This is a genomic window from Viridibacillus sp. FSL R5-0888 (genome assembly GCF_038009105.1).
Lineage (GTDB): Bacteria > Bacillota > Bacilli > Bacillales_A > Planococcaceae > Viridibacillus > Viridibacillus arenosi.
In genome coordinates, this window is sequence record NZ_JBBPAU010000001.1 from 3,846,342 (window position 1) to 3,866,754 (window position 20,413).

At 37.3% G+C, this 20,413-nt stretch carries 23 protein-coding genes; all 23 read right to left on the reverse strand.

The genetic code is table 11. The features are described 5' to 3' along the window. Nucleotides 1–10: 10 nt before the first annotated feature. The gene (locus MKY02_RS19050) at nucleotides 11–547 is read right to left on the reverse strand and encodes a F0F1 ATP synthase subunit delta (RefSeq protein WP_038180033.1); all 537 of its coding nucleotides are present in this window, start codon (nucleotides 545–547) and stop codon (nucleotides 11–13) included. Next, nucleotides 544–1,065, reverse strand: coding sequence for a F0F1 ATP synthase subunit B (gene atpF, locus MKY02_RS19055; protein WP_038180034.1), 522 nt, complete (start codon nucleotides 1,063–1,065; stop codon nucleotides 544–546). The genes MKY02_RS19050 and atpF overlap by 4 nt, the downstream gene beginning before the upstream one ends. 168 nt (nucleotides 1,066–1,233) lie before the next feature. Continuing rightward, nucleotides 1,234–1,458 carry a F0F1 ATP synthase subunit C gene (gene atpE, locus MKY02_RS19060; protein WP_038180035.1) on the reverse strand — a complete coding sequence of 75 codons (225 nt, stop codon included), beginning with the start codon at nucleotides 1,456–1,458 and terminating at the stop codon, nucleotides 1,234–1,236. A gap of 76 nt (nucleotides 1,459–1,534) precedes the next feature. Further along, nucleotides 1,535–2,248 (reverse strand): F0F1 ATP synthase subunit A, encoded by a 714-nt coding sequence (gene atpB / locus MKY02_RS19065; protein ID WP_038180036.1) that lies wholly within the window; start codon nucleotides 2,246–2,248, stop codon nucleotides 1,535–1,537. A 28-nt stretch (nucleotides 2,249–2,276) separates the two neighbouring features. Next, nucleotides 2,277–2,648 (reverse strand): ATP synthase subunit I, encoded by a 372-nt coding sequence (locus MKY02_RS19070; RefSeq protein ID WP_038180038.1) that lies wholly within the window; start codon nucleotides 2,646–2,648, stop codon nucleotides 2,277–2,279. Nucleotides 2,649–3,175: 527 nt separating this feature from the next. Next, complete coding sequence (wecB, locus tag MKY02_RS19075; RefSeq protein WP_038180040.1) at nucleotides 3,176–4,291, reverse strand: non-hydrolyzing UDP-N-acetylglucosamine 2-epimerase; 1,116 nt, start codon at nucleotides 4,289–4,291, stop codon at nucleotides 3,176–3,178. 21 nt (nucleotides 4,292–4,312) lie between these two features. Next, complete coding sequence (gene upp / locus MKY02_RS19080; protein ID WP_038180043.1) at nucleotides 4,313–4,942, reverse strand: uracil phosphoribosyltransferase; 630 nt, start codon at nucleotides 4,940–4,942, stop codon at nucleotides 4,313–4,315. Nucleotides 4,943–5,495: 553 nt separating this feature from the next. Next, complete coding sequence (gene glyA, locus MKY02_RS19085; protein WP_038180046.1) at nucleotides 5,496–6,731, reverse strand: serine hydroxymethyltransferase; 1,236 nt, start codon at nucleotides 6,729–6,731, stop codon at nucleotides 5,496–5,498. Nucleotides 6,732–6,752: 21 nt separating this feature from the next. Then, nucleotides 6,753–7,301 (reverse strand): TIGR01440 family protein, encoded by a 549-nt coding sequence (locus MKY02_RS19090; RefSeq protein ID WP_038180048.1) that lies wholly within the window; start codon nucleotides 7,299–7,301, stop codon nucleotides 6,753–6,755. Nucleotides 7,302–7,315: 14 nt separating this feature from the next. Then, a complete protein-coding gene (gene rpiB / locus MKY02_RS19095) occupies nucleotides 7,316–7,756 on the reverse strand; it encodes a ribose 5-phosphate isomerase B (RefSeq protein WP_038180051.1) in 441 nt (146 codons plus the stop codon). A 378-nt stretch (nucleotides 7,757–8,134) separates the two neighbouring features. Further along, nucleotides 8,135–9,430, reverse strand: a complete 1,296-nt coding sequence (locus MKY02_RS19100) for a methyl-accepting chemotaxis protein (RefSeq protein ID WP_038180054.1) — start codon at nucleotides 9,428–9,430, stop codon at nucleotides 8,135–8,137. Between the two features lie 2 nt (nucleotides 9,431–9,432). Next, nucleotides 9,433–9,873, reverse strand: coding sequence for a low molecular weight protein arginine phosphatase (locus MKY02_RS19105; protein ID WP_038180057.1), 441 nt, complete (start codon nucleotides 9,871–9,873; stop codon nucleotides 9,433–9,435). 56 nt (nucleotides 9,874–9,929) lie between these two features. Continuing rightward, nucleotides 9,930–10,424, reverse strand: a complete 495-nt coding sequence (locus MKY02_RS19110) for a manganese efflux pump (RefSeq protein ID WP_038180060.1) — start codon at nucleotides 10,422–10,424, stop codon at nucleotides 9,930–9,932. 238 nt (nucleotides 10,425–10,662) lie between these two features. Next, a complete protein-coding gene (locus MKY02_RS19115) occupies nucleotides 10,663–11,709 on the reverse strand; it encodes an L-threonylcarbamoyladenylate synthase (protein ID WP_340711620.1) in 1,047 nt (348 codons plus the stop codon). A 103-nt stretch (nucleotides 11,710–11,812) separates the two neighbouring features. After that, nucleotides 11,813–12,421, reverse strand: a complete 609-nt coding sequence (locus tag MKY02_RS19120) for a stage II sporulation protein R (protein WP_340711621.1) — start codon at nucleotides 12,419–12,421, stop codon at nucleotides 11,813–11,815. Nucleotides 12,422–12,464: 43 nt separating this feature from the next. Further along, nucleotides 12,465–13,322, reverse strand: coding sequence for a peptide chain release factor N(5)-glutamine methyltransferase (gene prmC / locus MKY02_RS19125; RefSeq protein ID WP_340711622.1), 858 nt, complete (start codon nucleotides 13,320–13,322; stop codon nucleotides 12,465–12,467). 1 nt (nucleotide 13,323) lies between these two features. Then, the gene (gene prfA / locus MKY02_RS19130; protein ID WP_038180067.1) at nucleotides 13,324–14,394 is read right to left on the reverse strand and encodes a peptide chain release factor 1; all 1,071 of its coding nucleotides are present in this window, start codon (nucleotides 14,392–14,394) and stop codon (nucleotides 13,324–13,326) included. 128 nt (nucleotides 14,395–14,522) lie between these two features. Next, a complete protein-coding gene (locus tag MKY02_RS19135) occupies nucleotides 14,523–15,257 on the reverse strand; it encodes an N-acetylmuramoyl-L-alanine amidase family protein (protein ID WP_340711623.1) in 735 nt (244 codons plus the stop codon). A 144-nt stretch (nucleotides 15,258–15,401) separates the two neighbouring features. After that, complete coding sequence (locus MKY02_RS19140; RefSeq protein ID WP_038180071.1) at nucleotides 15,402–15,995, reverse strand: thymidine kinase; 594 nt, start codon at nucleotides 15,993–15,995, stop codon at nucleotides 15,402–15,404. Nucleotides 15,996–16,215: 220 nt separating this feature from the next. Beyond that, the gene (rpmE, locus tag MKY02_RS19145; RefSeq protein ID WP_038180072.1) at nucleotides 16,216–16,416 is read right to left on the reverse strand and encodes a 50S ribosomal protein L31; all 201 of its coding nucleotides are present in this window, start codon (nucleotides 16,414–16,416) and stop codon (nucleotides 16,216–16,218) included. A 192-nt stretch (nucleotides 16,417–16,608) separates the two neighbouring features. Then, a complete protein-coding gene (gene rho / locus MKY02_RS19150) occupies nucleotides 16,609–17,892 on the reverse strand; it encodes a transcription termination factor Rho (RefSeq protein ID WP_038180872.1) in 1,284 nt (427 codons plus the stop codon). 136 nt (nucleotides 17,893–18,028) lie between these two features. Further along, a complete protein-coding gene (glpX, locus tag MKY02_RS19155) occupies nucleotides 18,029–18,997 on the reverse strand; it encodes a class II fructose-bisphosphatase (RefSeq protein ID WP_038180073.1) in 969 nt (322 codons plus the stop codon). Between the two features lie 103 nt (nucleotides 18,998–19,100). Beyond that, entirely contained in the window at nucleotides 19,101–20,387 is a 1,287-nt protein-coding gene (locus MKY02_RS19160) for a UDP-N-acetylglucosamine 1-carboxyvinyltransferase (protein ID WP_340711624.1), read from the reverse strand. Between the last annotated feature and the right edge of the window lie 26 nt (nucleotides 20,388–20,413).

Sequence of the window (20,413 nt, forward strand, 5' to 3'; positions counted from 1 at the left end):
TTCTTTATAATTAACCGATTAACGCACGTTTTAAGCCAGCTAGTTTGTGTGAAATACTACTGTCAAAAATTTGGTTACCGATTTGAAGTCGAACCCCACCAATTAAAGATGGATCGATTTCGTTTGTAATATTAAGTGTATTTTTACCCACTTTACGAGCGAATGCCGTAGAAATGCGTTGTGTTTCATCTTCTGTAAGAGGCTGAGTAGTGTATACGATTGCATCTGCTACGCCTTGCGTATCATTAGCAAAACGGATAAACTCTTCAATCACACTTACTACTTCATGAATACGTTTTTTATCAATTAAGACTTTAATTGCATTCACAATGATTGGTTGAACAGAAGCAAATACTTTAGAAACAAGTTCTTTCTTTTCTTTGTCTTCTAATTTTGGAGAATCTAAAAGTTGGAATAACTCTTTGTTCTCCTCGAAAACAACTTTCACTTCACGTAAGTCAGAACTTACTTCAGTTAGTAATTGTTTTTCTTGTGCCAATTGGAACAATGCTTTGGCATAGCGACTCGCTGCAGTCGATTGACTCATAGAGTTTCCCCTGCCTTCGCAATCGTTTCTTCAATTAGAGCACGATTCTCTTCTACTGAGACTTGTTTTTCAAGAACTTTAGATGCAGCAAGTACAGATAGTGAAACCACTTCTCCACGAACAGCAGCAATAGCTTTCTCTTTTTCAGTCTCGATATCACGCACAGCTGATTCTTTCAAACGCAATGCTTCAGCGCGAGCAGCAGAAATAATTTCTTCTTTTTGCAAGTCGCCTTGTTTCTTCGCGTTTTCAACAATCGTTTGTGCTTCTACACGCGCTTCTTTAAGAAGGCTACGTTGATCTTCTAAAAGTTGTTGTGATTCTTGACGGCTCTTTTCAGCTGACTCGATTTCACTAGCAACTAATTCTTCACGTTGTTGCATGATTCCCATCAATGGACCCCACGCCACTTTTTTCAAAGCGAACATTAGGATAATGAAAACTGCTAACGTTACAAGGATATCTCCACCATTAATAAATTCAGCAGAATTTCCTAGTACTAGATAGTCTAAAAACACGATTGTTTCACTCCCTTCAAGAGCTTAGAGTTCAAATCTTATATGATTGAATCTTAGTAAGATGTATTGTCTAAAGGAATATTATGCCTTAAAGACATAAAGGAATGGCGAAGTTTTCCTTTATCGAAAAGTCTCTTCGCCATTTTTTTATAAAACAATTAAAGACGATTATTTGTTCATTACGATGAAAGCTACTACTACAGCGATGATCGGTAGGGCCTCAACTAATGCTACCCCGATGAACATTGTTGTTTGAAGAACGCCACGTGCTTCTGGTTGGCGAGCGATACCTTCTACTGTTTTTGAAACGATCATACCATTACCAATACCTGCACCAAGTGCACCTAAACCGATTGCGATTGCTGCTGCTAATAAACCAACTGAACCTACCATTGAAATTTTTCCTCCTTGGAAATATAAAGTTTTTTGTGTGTCAGCTACTTAACTTATTAAATTAAGTATTTTATACTTAATGGTCTTCGCTCACTTTGTGAGACATGTAAACCATTGTTAACATAACGAAAATAAATGATTGGATTGCACCGATAAAGATCGAGAAACCTTGCCAAATCATTGTTGGAACTACTGCTGCGAAGAAACCTAATCCTCCCCAAAGCGTCCCCATACTTGCAAGTAATCCTAAAAGGATCTCACCTGCGTAGATGTTACCGTAAAGACGTAGACCAAGAGTTAACGTATTTGCGAACTCTTCAATAATCTTCAATGGGAATAAGAAAGCCATCGGTTGAGCGAAACTTCCAAGATACCCTTTGAATCCTTTCGCTTTAACACCATAGTAGTTAGATAATACAATTATCATAACGGCAAGTGTCATAGTAACGATTGGATCTGCTGTTGGTGATTTCCACCATAATTCTCCATGAATTATGACTGAGAACGGAAGACCAAGCATATTCGCAACGAAGATGAACATAATCAGCGTGATTCCAAGTATATGGAACTTACCACCTGTTTTCCAGTCCATGTTGCTGCCAATAATATTCTTTACGAAGTCCATAACCCACTCCATAAAGTTTTGCATGCCTGTTGGTTTCAATTTTAAGTTTCGTGTCGAAATGAAAGCTATTAAGAAAACTATTAACGCTGCTACCACTAACATTAAAATATTACCTGGGTTAAATCCTAGTCCCCACAATTCAAAATGTGGATTTTCATGTTGCACTTTGCATTCACCTCTCTTTCAAATGCGCTTATTGGTATTTTACATGAAATACGATCCTGTCTACTAAAAGCAGAACGTACGGAATCATTAGCCCAATGACCGTGCTAATTAAATGAAAATACTTTGGCAACATGGTAGCAACCGCTACTGCAGCAATACCTGATGCAAAGCGAAAAGCCGAACCTAGTGATGCCACTTTCTTTCCTTCGCTAATAGAGCGATCAAATCGTTCCATTCTTCGGACTAGAATCCAAAAGTTATAATGACCAAAAAGCGCACCTAATGCGAGACCAGCGAATACTGTTTGATATGGCGTAAAAGCCCATCCTAACGCACAAAATGCGAGCAAAAAAAATAGCATTCTTTTCTGCTTAGCAAAAATCTGATGCAATTCTAGCATTGGTCTTTGATCTCCTGAATCTTATTTTCGAATGACGGAAGTAATAGCTGACCACCGGTTGGATGCCGGATAAGTAGTCATTTAAAACTACTTGCGGGGCGGAAGCCGTAATCTACTCTCATAAAGAGATGAATCGGAATCCATATTAAATGTGAGAGATAAGCTTTTAATGGAGAACCACCGCATATAAGGACACCAAAATTGATGCACAATACCGTACAAATTTACAAATTATGCCCAAACTGTAAATCTAGTAGAAACTTGATAACTCAAGTAATTGTAGATTGTTTACAGTTAAGGAACCCTTATCATTCTTACCCTTAGTTAGCATACAATAGTGAATATTTCATGTCAATTGGTTAGAGTGAAAAACTTCACAAAGGTGGTAACCTTGTCAAATTGTCGACAAATTTACAACAATATTGCCTTAAGTTAGTTTTTCATCTATTTATAGACAGAAATAGAACTACCTTACAAATTACTTATAACAAATCATAAGGTAGTTTCTATTCATTAAATTATTGATTTCACTTTTCCAAATAGGTCAGTAAAGCTTCGACAATTCTTTTTGAGGCAAATCCGTCCCCATATGGATTTGAAGCTTGAGCCATAGCATTATACGTATTCTCTTCTATTAAAAGCTCTTTTGCTAAGCTATAAATAGTTTCCTCTTCCGTACCTGCTAATTTCAAAGTACCTGCTTCAATTCCTTCGGGACGTTCTGTCGTATTACGAAGAACCAGAACTGGCTTCCCTAGAGAAGGCGCTTCTTCTTGTACGCCACCTGAGTCTGTTAAAATCATGTATGATTTAGCAGCAAAATTATGGAAATCAAAAACCTCAAGTGGTTCGATCAAATGAACTTTCGCTTCGTCTCCAAGTATTTCATTGGCAATTTCGCGTACAGCTGGGTTCATATGAACGGGGTAAACAACCTGTATATCACTATGCTCTACTAAAAGTCTTTTTATAGCCTTAAACATATGGCGCATTGGTTCGCCTAAATTTTCTCTTCGATGTGCAGTTAGTAAAATCATACGATCTTGTCCAATTTGTTCAAGCACTGGATGACTGTAAGATGTGTTAACAGTTGTTTTTAATGCATCAATTGCAGTATTACCTGTAACTACAATCGTGCTATTCGCTTTATTTTCTTTCAATAGGTTTTGTTTAGACTGCTCTGTTGGTGCAAAATGAATATCTGCCATAATACCAGTAAGCTGACGATTCATTTCTTCTGGATATGGGGAATATTTGTCACCTGTTCGTAGTCCAGCTTCAACGTGACCTATTGCAATCTGGTTATAAAAGGCTGCGAGGCTTGCGATAAATGTTGTGGTCGTATCCCCATGAACTAATACGATGTCCGGTTTAGCTTGTTTCATCACTCGGTCTAAACCTTCTAACCCTCTAGTTGTGACATCGACAAGTGTCTGGCGATCTTTCATGATGTTCAAATCATAATCTGGCGTAATTTTGAATGTATCCAGCACTTGATCGAGCATTTGTCGATGTTGAGCTGTCACTGTCACAATTGTTTCGATTTGATCTGAATGTTTTTGTAATTCTAAAACTAGGGGAGCCATTTTAATGGCCTCTGGTCTTGTTCCAAAAATAGTCATCACTTTCCATTTTTTACGCAATGACCTTGCACCACCTTCGCATTATTTTGTACCGAATAAACGGTCTCCAGCATCACCTAAACCAGGAATAATATAACCATGGTCATTTAACTTTTCGTCAAGTGCAGCGATATAAATATCGATTTCTGGATGTTCATCATGAATCGCTTTCACACCTTCTGGAGCTGCGATTAGGCACATGAATTTAATACTTTTAGCACCACGTTTTTTCAAAGAGTTAATTGCTTCAATTGCAGAACCACCTGTTGCTAACATCGGATCTACGATGATGAAGTCCCGTTCTTCTACATCAGCAGGAAGTTTCGCATAATACTCGACTGGCTTTAAAGTTTGTGGATCACGATATAATCCGATATGACCTACTTTTGCAGCAGGGATTAGTTTTAATACTCCGTCTACCATACCGATACCAGCACGTAAGATTGGAACAATAGCTATCTTCTTACCTGATAATACTTTTGTTTTAGCTGTTGTTACTGGTGTATCAATTTCAATTTCTTCTAATGGTAAATCACGAGTGATTTCAAATGCCATAAGAGTTGCCACTTCGTCTACAAGCTCACGGAATTCTTTCGTTCCTGTATTTTTGTCGCGAATGTATGTTAGCTTATGTTGAATTAATGGATGGTCAAATACGTATACTTTACCCAAAGTGTTCCTCTCCCTACTTTTATTTATCTTGACTATTATACCAGAAAAACGCAGTTTGACTATGAGTCCGTTGCGTTTTTTTAATTTGTTATATTTTGCCGAGTAATTCGTCAACTTGTTCTAGTGTTAATGGCTTATTAAAATAGTAACCCTGTCCAATTATACAACCTAAACTAATAAAACCACTATTCTTTGAAATGTTTCAACCCCTTCTGATACCGATAACATGAGGAGATTATTAGCTAATTAAATAATCATACGGATAATTGCAAAAGTACTAGGTACATATATTATCAATAATGCTTCAACATACTTCACTTTTCTTGAATGTCGAATTCTTTAAATAGTTTCATGATCAAAAGCCAACTAAATAATCATCAAGGATGTTTCAAAGCTGTATGATTTTAGCTCTATCATAATTGCTTAAACTATTTTAAAATCTTCTCATCTTAAAAAAGTGATTTCTACTTTTTTAAGATCGAATATTAAAAAAGCTACTTTTGAATGAACAAAAGTAGCTTCGACTATTATTATAGTTTATTAAACTATTAAATTATGCGTAAAGTGGGTGTTTAGTAGTTAATGCCGCAACACGCTTTTGTGCTTCTGCTTTAATCGCTACATCTTCTGGGTTTTTAAGAACAGATGCAATGATTGAAGCAACTTCTTTCATATCATCTTCTTTGAAACCACGAGAAGTAACTGCAGCTGTACCAACACGAACTCCTGAAGTTACGAATGGGCTTTCTGTTTCGAAAGGAATTGTATTTTTGTTTGCTGTAATTTGTACTTCATCAAGTAATGCTTCTGCAACTTTACCAGTTAACCCCATAGAACGAACATCTAATAATAGTAAATGGTTATCTGTTCCACCTGATACTAAATTAATGCCTTCAGCTTGAAGTGCTTCACCGAATACTTTTGCGTTTTTCACAACTTGTCCAATGTATTCTTTGAATTCTGGTTGTTGTGCTTCACCGAACGCTACCGCTTTACCAGCGATGACATGCATTAATGGACCACCTTGGATTCCTGGGAAGATCGATTTGTCGATTTTTTTGCCAAACTCTTCTTTACAAAGAATAAGTCCCCCACGAGGTCCACGCAAAGTTTTGTGTGTTGTAGACGTTACGAAATCAGCATATGGTACTGGGTTTGGATGTTCACCAGCAGCAACTAGACCTGCGATGTGCGCCATGTCTACCATGAAGTATGCACCTACTTCGTCAGCGATTTCACGGAATTTAGCAAAGTCTATTTGACGAGGGTATGCAGATGCACCTGCAACGATTAATTTTGGTTTATGCTCAAGCGCTTTTTGACGAACATCTTCATAGTCAATTACATTTGTATCTTCTGTTACGCCATACTCTACGAAGTTGTATTGTACGCCTGAGAAGTTTACAGGGCTACCATGAGTTAAATGACCACCATGAGATAAGTTCATACCTAATACAGTATCGCCTTGTTCAAGGATTGTGAAATATACGGCCATGTTCGCTTGTGCACCTGAGTGTGGTTGAACGTTAGCATATTCTGCGCCAAAAATTTCTTTTAGACGGTCACGTGCGATGTTTTCAACAACATCCACGTGTTCACATCCACCGTAATAACGTTTGCCAGGATAGCCTTCAGCGTATTTGTTTGTTAATACTGAACCTTGTGCTTCCATCACTGCTTCTGAAACGATGTTTTCTGATGCAATCAATTCAATATTGGCTTGTTGACGTGCTTTTTCCGCTTCCATTGCTTCAAATACCGCTGTGTCTAGTGCTGCAAGTTTGATCATTATACATATTCCCCCTGTAATCTAGTCTTTTTTATAAACTGCTCTTTCGCCACCAATTAATTTGGGGCGTGTTATCGCAACTGTCACAACTGCCTCACCTATATGGGTTATGGAAGTACGAACAGGAACTGCCACTCTTTTTAAATGCATGCCAATTAATGTTTGACCGATATCTATACCAGCATGTGCTTGTATCTCTTCTACAACGACAGGATCTGTAAGCTGATTATATACGTAAGTCGACATAGAGCCCCCTGCTGTTTGGGCAGGAATAACTGAAACCGGCTCAAGTCGGTAGTCTTCCGCTACTTTACGTTCTAAAGTTAAAGCACGGTTGAGGTGCTCGCAACCTTGGAATGCTAAAGATAATTCGTGATTTTCTGCAAATGCATGTAATGGTTTGTACAGTGCTTCTGCTATTTCTAAACCACCAGATGTACCGATTTTTTGTCCTTTGACTTCTGAAGTTGAACAACCAACAACAAAGAGTTGCCCTTTACGGAACGTTGCTTGTTGCTCTAACTCAGTTAGAAGCTGTTGTAGTTGATCTGTTATTTGTTGTAAGTTCATAATTTATGACCTTCTTAGTCGTTTTCAATCTCTGCAAGTTTTTCAACGCGTCGTTCGTGACGTCCGCCTTCAAATTCTGTAGATAACCAAGTTCGCACAATTTCAAGTGCAAGTCCTGGGCCGATTACACGTTCTCCCATTGCTAACACGTTTGAATTGTTATGGCATCTAGTTGCTTTTGCACTGAATAAATCATGAACTAATGCACATCGAATACCTTTCACTTTGTTAGCTGCGATAGACATACCTATGCCTGTTCCACAAATTAAAATACCTCGATCATACTTTCCACTTGCTACACCTTCTGCAACTGGTAGTGCATAGTCAGGATAATCAACTGAATCAGAGGATTGTGGTCCAAAATCGTCGTAGTTTATGCCTAGCTCTTCTAGCAGTGTCATAATCTCTTTTCGTAAATTGTTGCCACCATGGTCTGATGAAATCGCAATTTTCAATGGGTTCCCTCTTTTCGATAATTTTATTCAACAATAGTTTACCACTTCTAGCTATAGAAAGACATATTTTTCACAGTATTTAAATAAAAGTTTTAAATAAAAACACGAATATTATTCTTTCAACAGTGTATATCACAGATATTAATGTTCAATTACCGAATATAAATCATCATTTCTAAGTATTTAATTCGGATTTCAATGAATTTCTCATTGAAATCATTTTGTTATACAATTATCTGCAAATTCGTGCAAGCTATTATTGAGCTTTAAGATAGTAAGTGTTATTTCTAACTAAAATATACCTTCTTTAAAAGTAAAAAAACTATCACAATAGCCACATCAGGGCTTTCATGATAGTCATTATGTACAGATTATTGATTAGGAGCGGTCAAATTGCAGTATCATTTTATACAACTCTTCTGATTGCATTTTCAAATGCTTCGATAATTGATCAATTTCTTCGATTGACCTAGCTTGCTCCTCCGTTACACTTCGAACTTCTTGTGCACCAGCAGATGTTTGTTGAGCTATGGCAGCTACTTCTTGAGATTGATGAGCAGTTGTTTCAATATTATGCAATTGTTTTTCCACGAATTGGGATATTTCAACAACGGAATCTGCCATTTCATGAACGATTGAAGTCATTCCTTCTACTGCGTTTGTTGTTTCTGATACTCTCTCTACCTCTTTGACTGCAAAAGCTACTTGAGAAGTCATTTGCTCTACAACATTATGCACATCTGATTGCATCGTTTGGATTAATCCTGTAATACCTTGTACAGCTTCTGCACTTTGGTCTGCTAATTGCCGTACTTCTTCAGCAACAACCGCAAAGCCTTTACCATGCTCTCCAGCACGGGCAGCTTCAATTGACGCATTTAATGCTAATAAATTTGTTTGTGCAGCAATATCTCCAACCAATTGGATAATGCGTTCAACTTGTTTCGCATTACTTTCGAGTTGATGGATATTTCCAAGTGCATCTTTGTTACCTGAGACAATTTGTTTTATGCCTGTTACAAGATCTTCAATTTTTTTTGTTGTAAATGTTAGTTCTCTCATCATGCGCTCAGAATGTTTCGAGGATAATTCTGCACGCCCGTTAACTTCCTTAGCTATCACTTGAATATCTTCAAGTGCCTCTGCTGTTTGCTGAATAGATACTGCTGAGCTTTCAGCGCCTTCAGAAATATGTGCAATTGTAAGAGAGACTGCCTCTGCTTGACTAGCTGCATTTTCAGTTTCCTTTGATAAACTTAACACCGTTTCGTTAGTCGATTGGAAATTTTGTTCAATACTATCTACCATTTTGCGGAGATTTTCGAGCATAGACTGAAATGCTACTGCCAGCGCTCTTATCTCGTCATTTGATCTTGGTAAATCTACATCTTCTCCTATGTAGCCTTCTGCTGCACGATTTGTAGCAGCCTCTAGATTTTGCAATGGCTTAATAATAAATGAGCTAAATGCTGCTGCTAAAATACCAGACCATATAATACCTAATGCATAAGTAATAATTTCAAATATTACTCGATTAATATTTGGGAAAAATTGTGGTTGAATATATTCGATAAAAATCAAACTGGTTGAATAAGTGATGATTGCTAAAATTGATACAAATAATACGAGTTGCTTTCTCAATCCAAAAGAATGCTTCACACTTCGTTTATTCATCGTTAGCCCTCCGATAATTTCGTTTCGAGTGCATCAATTAATTTATTTAACTCCTGGAACGTTTGACGATACAAATGGACATCTCCTCCAAATGGATCTGAAACATCATAAGAGCCATATGGCGCAATGTATTCCTTCAATGTAAATGTTTTATCAGAGATAGATGGGTAAGCCTGCAAAATCATTTCTTTATGAGCTGATGTCATCGTCAAAATAAGATTAGCCCACTGTAAATCCTCTGCTTCAATTTGTTTTGAAACATGTTCTGTAAAAATATTCGCCTCTGATAACACCACTTTAGCATTCTCTGAAATTTCACCACCAGGCATTGCGAAAATACCTGCTGAACGAACTTCCAAATCATCTAATTTCTTTGCTTTTAAAATAGCTTCTGCCATTGGACTTCTACAAGTGTTTCCAGTACATATAAAATAAATATTCATTACACACCCTCATTCCTCATTATATATCATAGTAGTAATAATGTTCCATATAATTATTAAATAATAGATAATATCCCCATTAAAAGTAATGCAACACCCGCTATCACCTGTAACATTATACCTAAATTAACTGGTGTTTTTCTTTTTATTGATAAAGCGATGTAAGAAAAGATAAAAGTTGTTATACCCGTACTCATAATAAATAAACTCTTCTGTAGTTGAAGCATACCAAAAGATACACTAACTGAAAAGGTATCAAGACTTGCAGTAACAGCTAATAATATAGGAGAGAGATTGGGTGGCTCTTTAACTCTAGCTGATAATAGGAGTTGTAGACCTATCAAACTGAGTAATGCACCGGAGAGCATCTTGGCAATTGTAATTAAATATTGGGCAGCCCATTCCCCTACATAAAAACCGATTAGTGGAAATATAACATGGAGACCGGCTGTCCAACAGGAAAGGGCAAATCGAAAACGAACTTTCGGTAAAATAAGAAATAGGGCGAGTACATCTAACGCTGTAATAACACCTGCTATTATTTCCTGCACGCTGTTCCCCCTTGCTTTTGGATATCTCTTTACGATATGCAAGGGATGTTCGGCTTTATGCTAGCTTTCTAATGTGTTGCTTCACGTTTAAAGTGTAATTATGTCCCAAGATGAAATTACGTATATCTCTTTTTCTCTTTCATCTATATACAAAAAAACTGTTCTCTCTTTTATATAGAAAGAACAGCTTAGTATCAGAAATTAATTAATGGCTTCCACTAGATAAATTCACCCTCAGTTAAAGCTGAATATCTGCTGAATACCATTTACCACCTGCGGACTTCTCGAGGCGATTCATAATTGCTGCACCGACACCTTCTGTTGAAGTAGTTGTAGCAAGAACAAGATCTGCTGTCGTTGCATTGCACGAACGTAAAGCATGATATAGATTAACTGCCATCTCTTCATTTGTATCCTTTTGACCAAAAGTAAAAAACCAATCAGCTTCTAGATGGCTTAAATTTCCTGGTGCTAGTAACGCCACTTTAAGCCCTTTTTCATGTAAAGTCTCAAGAGCATTAGCAATTGTTTTTTCTTCTTTTTCTATCAAATAAACGGGAGCATTTGGGGCGTAGTGAGTATACTTCATACCTGGTGCTTTTGGCGCCTGGCCACTATTTTGTTCTGTATGTGACGGTTGAGAAACAGGGCCAATAACAACTTCTAGCATTTCTTTTGTGACACCACCTGGACGTAAGATAACAGGTGTGTCCAATGTTAGATCTAGTACAGTGGACTCAACACCAATACCTGTAGTGCCTCCATCCAAAATCATGGGGATACTTCCATTTAAATCTTCTTCAACATGGATACCTTCTGTCGGACTAGGCTTACCACTTCTATTCGCGCTTGGAGCGGCTACTGGTTTCCCTAATTGTCGGAGTAAATGTAATGCAACTGCATGATTAGGCATACGAATCCCCACTGTATCCAAGTTAGCTGTAACACTAGTAGCAAGTACATTTGGTTTCGCTTTGAAAATCATTGTTAGAGGGCCTGGCCAAAACGCTTCCATACAAAGTTTTGCTTTTTGCGAAATATGGTCGACGTAATTTTCTAGTTCTTCGAAAGTACCTATATGAACGATAAGTGGATTGTCGGAAGGACGACCTTTTGCTGCAAAGATTTTCTTTACAGCTGCTTCATCCGTAGCAACTGCACCTAAACCATATACAGTTTCCGTGGGGAAAGCGACTACCTCTCCATTATTTAACAAATCCACAGCTTGTGCATAACTTTTTCCATTATCCACATTCATGTCCACATTTAGACGTTTAGTTTCCATCTCTGTATCTCCCTTCACTCAAGAGTTTTCAGAAAGTTATACACAATTTGTTGATAACTTTGTGTATATTGTGGACAATTTTACAAATATTGTGCATAACCTATTATGAGAAGATATCTTTTAACCATTCCCATATGAAAAACTTCTGTGTTTCCTCTTTTGTTTCTTCTGGTTTTTTTGGTTCTTCTTCGCGATAACATACTTTTGGGAATAACGCGCACCACCAATTATCCCCCTTACCACTACCAATTGTCACGACAAGTGCATCATAGTAGTTTTGTGGATATAAAAATCCTTCATACCTTTTAGCCGGGAATAATTCTTGTTTCCTAGAAACCTGTATCGATTGCTGACTGAATTTTGTGGATAATTTATTTTGAATTTCGTGTTCCACAACTGCTAGATTCTGTTCCATTCCCGTTCCTTTTGTTTGGAAAGCTAGCTGTTTAATAATAGGTTCTATTTCTTTTAACATATCTTGTTTAATAAGCTGATCTTGTGTTGAGTTGCTATTTGCAACAATACGGAATCTCATTTGATCAGCATCTGCAATTGGTGAAGTATCCTGCGTAAACCACTGTGGTAGTAAAAATAAAAGTGTTTGTATAAAAAGCAGGGCTGCAATAAATTGTAGCACTGGCATCATTTTTGTTTTTGTTATTGTTTTTGTTTCTTGTTTTGGCATTTCGATATTCTTGTAATCTGGTATCATCTTAATCCCTCCCTGACACAAGGATAGACAGGGTTCAGATGTTTTATTCAATAATCTCGCAAAAAATCATTCTATCTTTTTGATTAATATCTTTTACTATTTCTACTTTGGCCTGTGGAAATTTTTCTTTGAAAAACCCCGCTACTGCTTTCCCTTGTTTATAACCAATCTCTACGCCAATAAAACTTGGTGTTTTCATAAGAGGTGGCAAATCTTCAGCAAGCTTCCGATATAAAGCTAGTCCACTTTCTTCTGCAAATAATGCACTATGCGGCTCATGTTCTAAAACGATATCAGACATTTCCTTTGCTTCATCAAAAGCTATATAAGGGGGATTAGATAACACAACATCCCATTGTTCATGTACTAGAGGTGCTGTTAAATCTCCCTCTCTGAAAGTTATTTCGGCATCTAATTGATTAGCGTTATTCTTGGCTGTGGTAAGTGCTGCTAGAGAAATATCTGTTGCGATTACAGTCGCTTGAGGTACTTCTTTTTTCATCGTTATTGCAATCGCGCCACTACCTGTTCCGATATCTGCTATTTGAATGGATGATGTAGGTGAAAATAGTTTCTTAATGCGTTTTAGTGCTTCTACGATTAACTCTTCTGTTTCTGGACGAGGAATTAGGACTGATTCATCTACTTTAAAAGTTCGACCGTAAAACTCTTCTGAGCCCGTAATATACTGAATAGGGCGACCACTCTTATGTTCCTCAATCATGTTAAAATAGTTTTCCCACTGTGCCTCCGTCATTTCATCTCGCATGATGATCATTAATCCTGTATAGGATGTATTTAATGCATGCTGTAAAAGTAATCGTGCAGCTCCTTCTTCTCGACCGTTTTCTTGTAAAAAAGAAGAAGCCCGGTTGAGGGCCTCAAATACTTGTCTCGTCATATTAATCGTTTAGGCTTTCAAGTTTGTTTGCTTGTTCTTCTAAGATTAATGCATCGAAGATTTCATCTATCTTACCTTCAATAATTTGATCAAGCTTTTGAATTGTTAAACCGATACGGTGATCAGTAACTCGGTTTTGTGGGAAATTATAAGTACGGATGCGCTCTGAACGGTCACCTGTACCAACTGCAGATTTACGTTCTGCATTATATTCATCTTGTGCTTCTTGTTGTAATTTATCATATACACGCGCACGTAATACTTTCATCGCTTTATCACGGTTTTTTAATTGAGAACGCTCATCTTGCATTGCAACAACTACGCCTGTTGGAATATGTGTCATACGAACAGCAGATGCCGTTTTATTGACGTGCTGTCCACCCGCACCACTTGCGTGATAAATATCTACTCGGATATCTTTATCAGCTATGTCTAACTCTACTTCTTCGGCTTCTGGCATTACTACTACAGTTGATGTTGAAGTATGCACACGACCTTGTGATTCTGTTTCTGGTACACGTTGTACACGATGTGCGCCACTTTCGAATTTGAATTTTGAGTATGCGCCTTGTCCGTTAATCATGAAGACAATTTCTTTATAGCCACCAAGTTCTGTTGGGTTGGCGTTCATGACTTCAATTTTCCAACCTTGTGCTTCAGCATATCGACTATACATACGGAATAATGTATTGGCGAATAGAGCGGCTTCATCACCGCCAGCAGCACCGCGGATTTCCATAATAACGTTTTTATTGTCATTAGGATCTTTCGGAATTAATAAAAGACGTAGGTGGTCTTCTAATTTTGTAATTTGCTCTTCTAATTCATTTACTTCTTCTTTTACTAGCTCACGCATTTCAGGGTCTAGTTTATCCTCAAACATTTCTTTTGCTTCTTGATACTGTTGTTTCACTTCTTTATATTCTCGATAAACTTCTACTGTTTCACTGATATCAGACTGTTCTTTTGAAAACTTCGCTAGTTTTTTTGAGTCGTTGACTATCTCAGGGTCGCTAAGTAATTCATTTAATCGATCGTAACGATCTTCAACGGCTTGTAGGCGATCAAACATTTTTTCACCTTGACCTTTCTTTTGGAAATTTATTTAAATCAACTTGTGATTAGCTATTTGCCGAAATATGCTCCTTCAATAGTATAATGAAAAAGAGCTGCTATCGCTACTCTTTTGAGAATTGATCGTTATTTTTTCTTTATATATTGATCAATACCATCAGCTATACTATTAGTCAGGCTTTTTATATATAATGGATCTGCTAACTTTTTGTCCTCCTCCTTATTTGTCATGTAACCTAATTCAATCAACACTCCAGGTACCTTCGACCAATTTGCTCCTGATAGGTCATCCCGATAAATAATTCCTTTTATATCTTTAACTTTTTTATTTTTTTCTATCTTTTGTATAATTTCATTCGAAATTACTAGACTCTTTTTATTTATACTTTTTGATATGTATGGATTTTTTGATGATGTCGTTAAAATCGAAAAACCTTTTTCTTTTTTATCAATGGACCCATCTGCATGTATACGTAAAAAGATGTCCGCTTTGCTTTTATTAGCAATATTGGCACGTTCACGATTACTTATGTTCACATTTTGTTTTGTACGTGTATAAATTACTTTATAGCCACGCTTTTTTAATGTATTGCCTAGCATTTTAGATGCTTCTAAAGTAAGGTTGGATTCTTTTTTGTTTGTATAGGGACTATGCGTACCATCTGTCACTTTATACTTCGTTTTAAGTGCACCCGGCCCAATTTGTTCAACATCAATATTGGCATATTGCTGATGGCCAGGGTCGATAACTATTATTTTCTTGCTAGATTTCTTTATTGCCGATTTTGCAGTTACTGGAACTGTTGAGAAAATAGCGATTAAAGCGATAAACGAAAACAATATTAGTATAACATTCTTCATATGTTCCCCTTTTAAAAATAGATTTACTATATTTAATACTAGCATACCTCAATATAACAAAATCCAATTTAGGGTAAAATGATTATTTATGTAAATTAAAACCTCCATTTTAAACGTAAAAAAAGAGCAGCCTTCAAGCTACTCTTACTGAGAAATTGATTTTCCTACTGGCACTACATGGTGATGTCTACAGCGAGGTTCATACGCCTCCGAAGCACCTACTAATATAACCGGGTCATCGATTCCTGCAGGTTGTCCATTAATTAAGCGCTGTGTACGACTCGATGGTGATCCACATACACTACATACTGCTTGTAATTTTGTTACTAACTCTGCGATTGCCATTAACTTAGGCATCGGACCGAACGGAACTCCTTTGAAATCCTGATCAAGTCCAGCTAATATTACACGGAAACCGTGATTAGCTAATTGTTGAACGATTTCTACAATATCATCTTCAAAAAATTGTGCTTCATCAATTGCAATTACATCGAAATCATCTGAAATGTGATCCCATATATCTTTGGGAGATTTGATAGGTCTTGCTAATACTGTTGTGCCATTATGACTTACAACTGCCTCTTCACTATAACGATTATCAATTTCAGGTTTAAAAACTGCAATTTTCTGCTTTGCAAATTGAGATCTACGAACACGGCGAATTAGTTCTTCCGATTTCCCTGAAAACATACTTCCGCATATTACTTCAATCCAACCATTTTGAGTCATTACGTACATGAATTAGACTCCTTTCAACACTTATATCCAACATCATAACGAAAAAATAGAGAGAATACTTCTCTTTTTTTTATATAAAAACTATGTTATGTAATCCACTTACACAGCTTTTTATTTTAAACGAACGAGCTTTATACTACACGAAAAAGCATTTTGGCGCAAGAAAAATACCTGCCTAGCAATTACTTGCCGGGCAGGTATTTTGTATATACGGGTTAAATTATTTAATACCGTATTTTTTGTTGAAACGATCAACACGTCCGTCAGCAGACGCGAATTTTTGACGGCCAGTATAGAATGGGTGACATTCGTTGCAGAATTCTACTACGATTTTTTCTTTTACTGAACCAGTTTTGAAAGTGTTACCACAAGAGCAGATTACTGTTGCTTCTTTATGGTCTGGATGAATACCTTGTTTCATGTGTATGATCTCCTTTCGCCCTGAACCATCTGGAACAGAGTTTATCGAACTGTTGCCTTACACGACCCAGATTAGTTTGCCGCATATGCAACACGTTTATTGCAATACTGTATGAATTATATCAAAAACTATACAGTGTTGCAAGCAAATAAATTATATGAATTTAAAATTTAGTAGAAAATAACTTTGTTTTTACAGTAATCCTTTACCGTTTCGAGCAGCCTTCATGTCTGAATTTAGCTGTTCAAAAAACTCATCATTCGTTTTTGTTTGACGTAATTTTTTTAGGAATCGCTCCGCAAAATCTGATGAATCTGAGAATGTTTTACGAATCGCCCACAGTTTATCAAGTTGGTCTTTTGGAATTAGTAGTTCTTCTTTACGAGTTCCTGAACGGCGAATATCAATAGCTGGGAAGATTCGACGTTCTGCTAGACTACGATCTAAATGAAGCTCTAAGTTACCTGTCCCTTTGAATTCTTCGTAAATTACTTCATCCATACGAGAGCCTGTATCGATTAATGCAGTAGCTAATATTGTTAAACTACCACCTTCTTCAATATTACGTGCAGCACCGAAGAAGCGTTTCGGACGATGGAATGCAGCAGGGTCAATACCACCAGATAAAGTTCGTCCACTTGGAGGAATAACAAGGTTATATGCACGCGCAAGTCGAGTAATAGAGTCCATTAAGATAATAACATCTCGCTTATGTTCTACTAATCGCATAGCTCGTTCTAACACTAACTCTGCTACTTTAACGTGATTTTCTGGCAATTCATCGAATGTTGAGCTAACTACGTCCGCTGCTACTGAGCGCTCAATATCCGTTACTTCCTCAGGCCGTTCATCTATTAATAGTACAATAAGTTCAGATTCAGGATATTTCTCTGTAATTGCATTTGCAATTTCTTTTAAAAGTAATGTTTTACCCGCTTTTGGAGGAGCCACAATAAGTCCACGTTGACCAAAGCCTACTGGTGCTACTAAATCCATAATACGTGTAGATAACTTTGCAGGAGTTGTTTCAAGTTTAATATGACGATCCGGGTATAGCGGTGTCAATGCTGGGAAATGTACTCGTTCTTTTGCAGTTTCAGGGTCTTCCCCATTTACCGCTTCTACATGTAACAAACCATAATAGCGCTCATTTTCTTTTGGCGGGCGCACTTTCCCCGTTACTTTATCACCATTACGTAAACTAAATCGACGGATTTGAGATGCTGAGATATAAATATCCTCAGAGCTTGGTGAATAATTTATAGGTCTTAAGAAACCAAAGCCCTCTTGTTGAATAATCTCAAGGACACCTTCCATGAAGAAGTAGCCTTCTTGTTCTGCTCTTGATTTTAAAATCGCAAAAATTAATTCTTTTTTTGTCAGCTTACTATAGTATGAAATTTTATAATCTCTCGCAAGCGCATACAAATCTTTCAGTTTCATATCTTCAAGCTGAGAAATTGTCATTGTCGTCATAGACATAGCACCACTCTTATATAAGTTTTTTGTATAGATGAATTTGGTCAACATAGATGTGTGAGAATTGCGAGTAAATGAATGAAATGTACTTTAAGAAGATGCCCGGCAAATGCCGGGCAATTAATATTGAAGTTTAATATTCCATAAATAGATTTGGTTTTTTAGTTAGGCTATGGCGTCCTTCGATGAAACGAACAGTACCAGATTTAGCACGCATAACAACTGATTCAGTTGTACAGTGCCCACCTTTAAATTGAACACCTTTTAGTAACTCTCCATCTGTAACACCTGTTGCGGCGAAGATTGCATCGTCACCTTTAACAAGGTCATCCATATATAATACTTTATTAACTTCGATACCCATCTTTTTGCAACGTTCAATCTCTTCATCATTCGACGGAATTAATTTACCTTGGAATTCTCCACCAAGACATTTTAATGCTACTGCGGCAATTACACCTTCAGGAGCTCCACCCATTCCGAATAGAATATCTACGCCTGTTTCATCAAAAGCTGTGTTAATTGCTGCTGCTACATCTCCATCAGAGATAAATTTAATACGAGCACCAGCATCACGAATTTGATCAACAATATGTTGGTGACGATCACGATTTAATAGAGTCGCTACTACGTCTTCAATATCTTTGTTTTTTGCTTTAGCTACTGCACGTAAGTTATCAATTACTGGTGCATTAATATCAATTTTCCCTGCTGCTTCTGGACCTACTGCAATCTTTTCCATGTACATATCAGGTGCATGAAGTAAGTTTCCGCGATCAGCGATTGCTAATACAGTTAGTGCGTTACCACTACCAGCTGCTACGATATTCGTCCCTTCTAGAGGATCTACGGCGATATCGACATGAGGTCCATTTTCATCATGACCTAATTGTTCACCAATATATAACATTGGTGCTTCGTCCATTTCACCTTCACCGATTACGACTGTTCCTTGCATAGGAATAGAATCAAATACTTGACGCATGGCTGTTGTTGCTGCGTCATCTGCTTCCATTTTCAATCCTCGGCCCATCCATCTTGCTGAGGCAATTGCTGCTGCTTCTGTAACACGTACTACTTCCATTGATAAACTGCGTTTCATTTTTAACTTATCCTCCCGCTTTCCAACTCATTAAATGGTTGGAATCCTTTAAAACTAAATCTATTGTAGCACACAGATAATTCTGTGCGACTTTTTTTCAGTTTTATCTATTTGTGGCTTTGTTTTCTTGTTCTGAAGGTAGCGATTCACGGCGAATATCTGCACCAAGCGCACGTAGCTTCAGAACCAATGAACTATAGCCTCTTTCTATGTGGAAAATGTCATGGATTTCTGTTTCGCCCTTAGCTAATAAGCCTGCAATAACCAGTGCTGCACCTGCTCTTAAATCTGTAGCAGTAACTGTAGCAGCTTCTAGCTTAGTCGAACCATTAATAATGGCTGTACGTCCTTCTACTTTACCATTTGCTCCCATGCGGGCTATTTCATCAATATGTTTAAAACGGGCAGAATAGATTGTATCTGTCACGACTGATGAACCTTGAGATTGTGTTAATAATACAGTAAAGGGTTGTTGTAAATCCGTAGGGAAACCTGGATATACAAGAGTTTTCACATCAACAGCCTGAAGTTTTTCAACTTTAGGAATGATGATTCTCTCTTCTTCCTCAATGATTTTGACGCCCATTTCTCGTAGTTTCGCTGTAACAGCTTCTACGTGTAAAGGAATTACATTATCGATTATAATACCATCACCAATTGCTGCGGCCATTATCATAAATGTACCAGCTTCTATTCTGTCTGGAATAATTGTATGATTTGTACCGTGTAACTCTTCAACGCCATCAATACGAATAACGTTCGTACCTGCACCTTTAATCTTAGCTCCCATATTCGTTAGTAACGTGGCAACATCAATAATCTCGGGTTCTTTTGCAGCATTTTCAATGACTGTGCGTCCTTTTGCTTTAACTGCAGCAAGCATGATGTTAATAGTGGCCCCTACACTGCTAACATCTAAATAGATTTTAGCACCTACTAATTCATCAGCTCGTAAATAGATTGCACCATGCTCATTTGTTACTTTAGCGCCTAATGCTTCAAAGCCTTTAATATGTTGATCAATCGGGCGTGGTCCTAAATGACAACCACCAGGTAATCCAATAACAGCCTTTTTAAATCGTCCTAACATCGCTCCCATCATATAGTACGAAGCGCGAAGTTTTTTGACATTGCCATTTGGTAAAGGCATATCAACCATTCCTCGAGGATCAATAACCATATGACCGTCAGAAAATTGTACTTCTCCACCAATTTCTTCAAGTAAGGCTTTCAATGTTGTAACGTCTAGAATTTCTGGTAAGCCTTCGATCGTGACGGGTGAATTAGCCAATATGGATGCTGGAATTAAGGCCACAGCACTATTTTTAGCGCCGTTTACTTTGATTGTACCTTGCAAACGCTTGTCGCCGTTAATTTTATAAACGTCCATGTAAATCTCCTTCATCTTCGGATATT

Coding starts and splice junctions, on each gene's coding strand:
- MKY02_RS19050 (WP_038180033.1), bottom strand. CDS start 547: ATGAGTCAATCGACTGCAGCGAGTCGCTATGCCAAAGCATTGTTCCAA.
- atpE (WP_038180035.1), bottom strand. CDS start 1,458: ATGGTAGGTTCAGTTGGTTTATTAGCAGCAGCAATCGCAATCGGTTTA.
- MKY02_RS19070 (WP_038180038.1), bottom strand. CDS start 2,648: ATGCTAGAATTGCATCAGATTTTTGCTAAGCAGAAAAGAATGCTATTT.
- glyA (WP_038180046.1), bottom strand. CDS start 6,731: ATGATCAAACTTGCAGCACTAGACACAGCGGTATTTGAAGCAATGGAA.
- MKY02_RS19090 (WP_038180048.1), bottom strand. CDS start 7,301: ATGAACTTACAACAAATAACAGATCAACTACAACAGCTTCTAACTGAG.
- MKY02_RS19100 (WP_038180054.1), bottom strand. CDS start 9,430: ATGAATAAACGAAGTGTGAAGCATTCTTTTGGATTGAGAAAGCAACTC.
- MKY02_RS19105 (WP_038180057.1), bottom strand. CDS start 9,873: ATGAATATTTATTTTATATGTACTGGAAACACTTGTAGAAGTCCAATG.
- MKY02_RS19115 (WP_340711620.1), bottom strand. CDS start 11,709: ATGGAAACTAAACGTCTAAATGTGGACATGAATGTGGATAATGGAAAA.
- MKY02_RS19120 (WP_340711621.1), bottom strand. CDS start 12,421: ATGATACCAGATTACAAGAATATCGAAATGCCAAAACAAGAAACAAAA.
- prmC (WP_340711622.1), bottom strand. CDS start 13,322: ATGACGAGACAAGTATTTGAGGCCCTCAACCGGGCTTCTTCTTTTTTA.
- prfA (WP_038180067.1), bottom strand. CDS start 14,394: ATGTTTGATCGCCTACAAGCCGTTGAAGATCGTTACGATCGATTAAAT.
- MKY02_RS19135 (WP_340711623.1), bottom strand. CDS start 15,257: ATGAAGAATGTTATACTAATATTGTTTTCGTTTATCGCTTTAATCGCT.
- MKY02_RS19140 (WP_038180071.1), bottom strand. CDS start 15,995: ATGTACGTAATGACTCAAAATGGTTGGATTGAAGTAATATGCGGAAGT.
- rpmE (WP_038180072.1), bottom strand. CDS start 16,416: ATGAAACAAGGTATTCATCCAGACCATAAAGAAGCAACAGTAATCTGC.
- rho (WP_038180872.1), bottom strand. CDS start 17,892: ATGACGACAATGACAATTTCTCAGCTTGAAGATATGAAACTGAAAGAT.
- glpX (WP_038180073.1), bottom strand. CDS start 18,997: ATGAAACGCAGTTTATCAATGGAAGTAGTACGTGTTACAGAAGCAGCA.
- MKY02_RS19160 (WP_340711624.1), bottom strand. CDS start 20,387: ATGGACGTTTATAAAATTAACGGCGACAAGCGTTTGCAAGGTACAATC.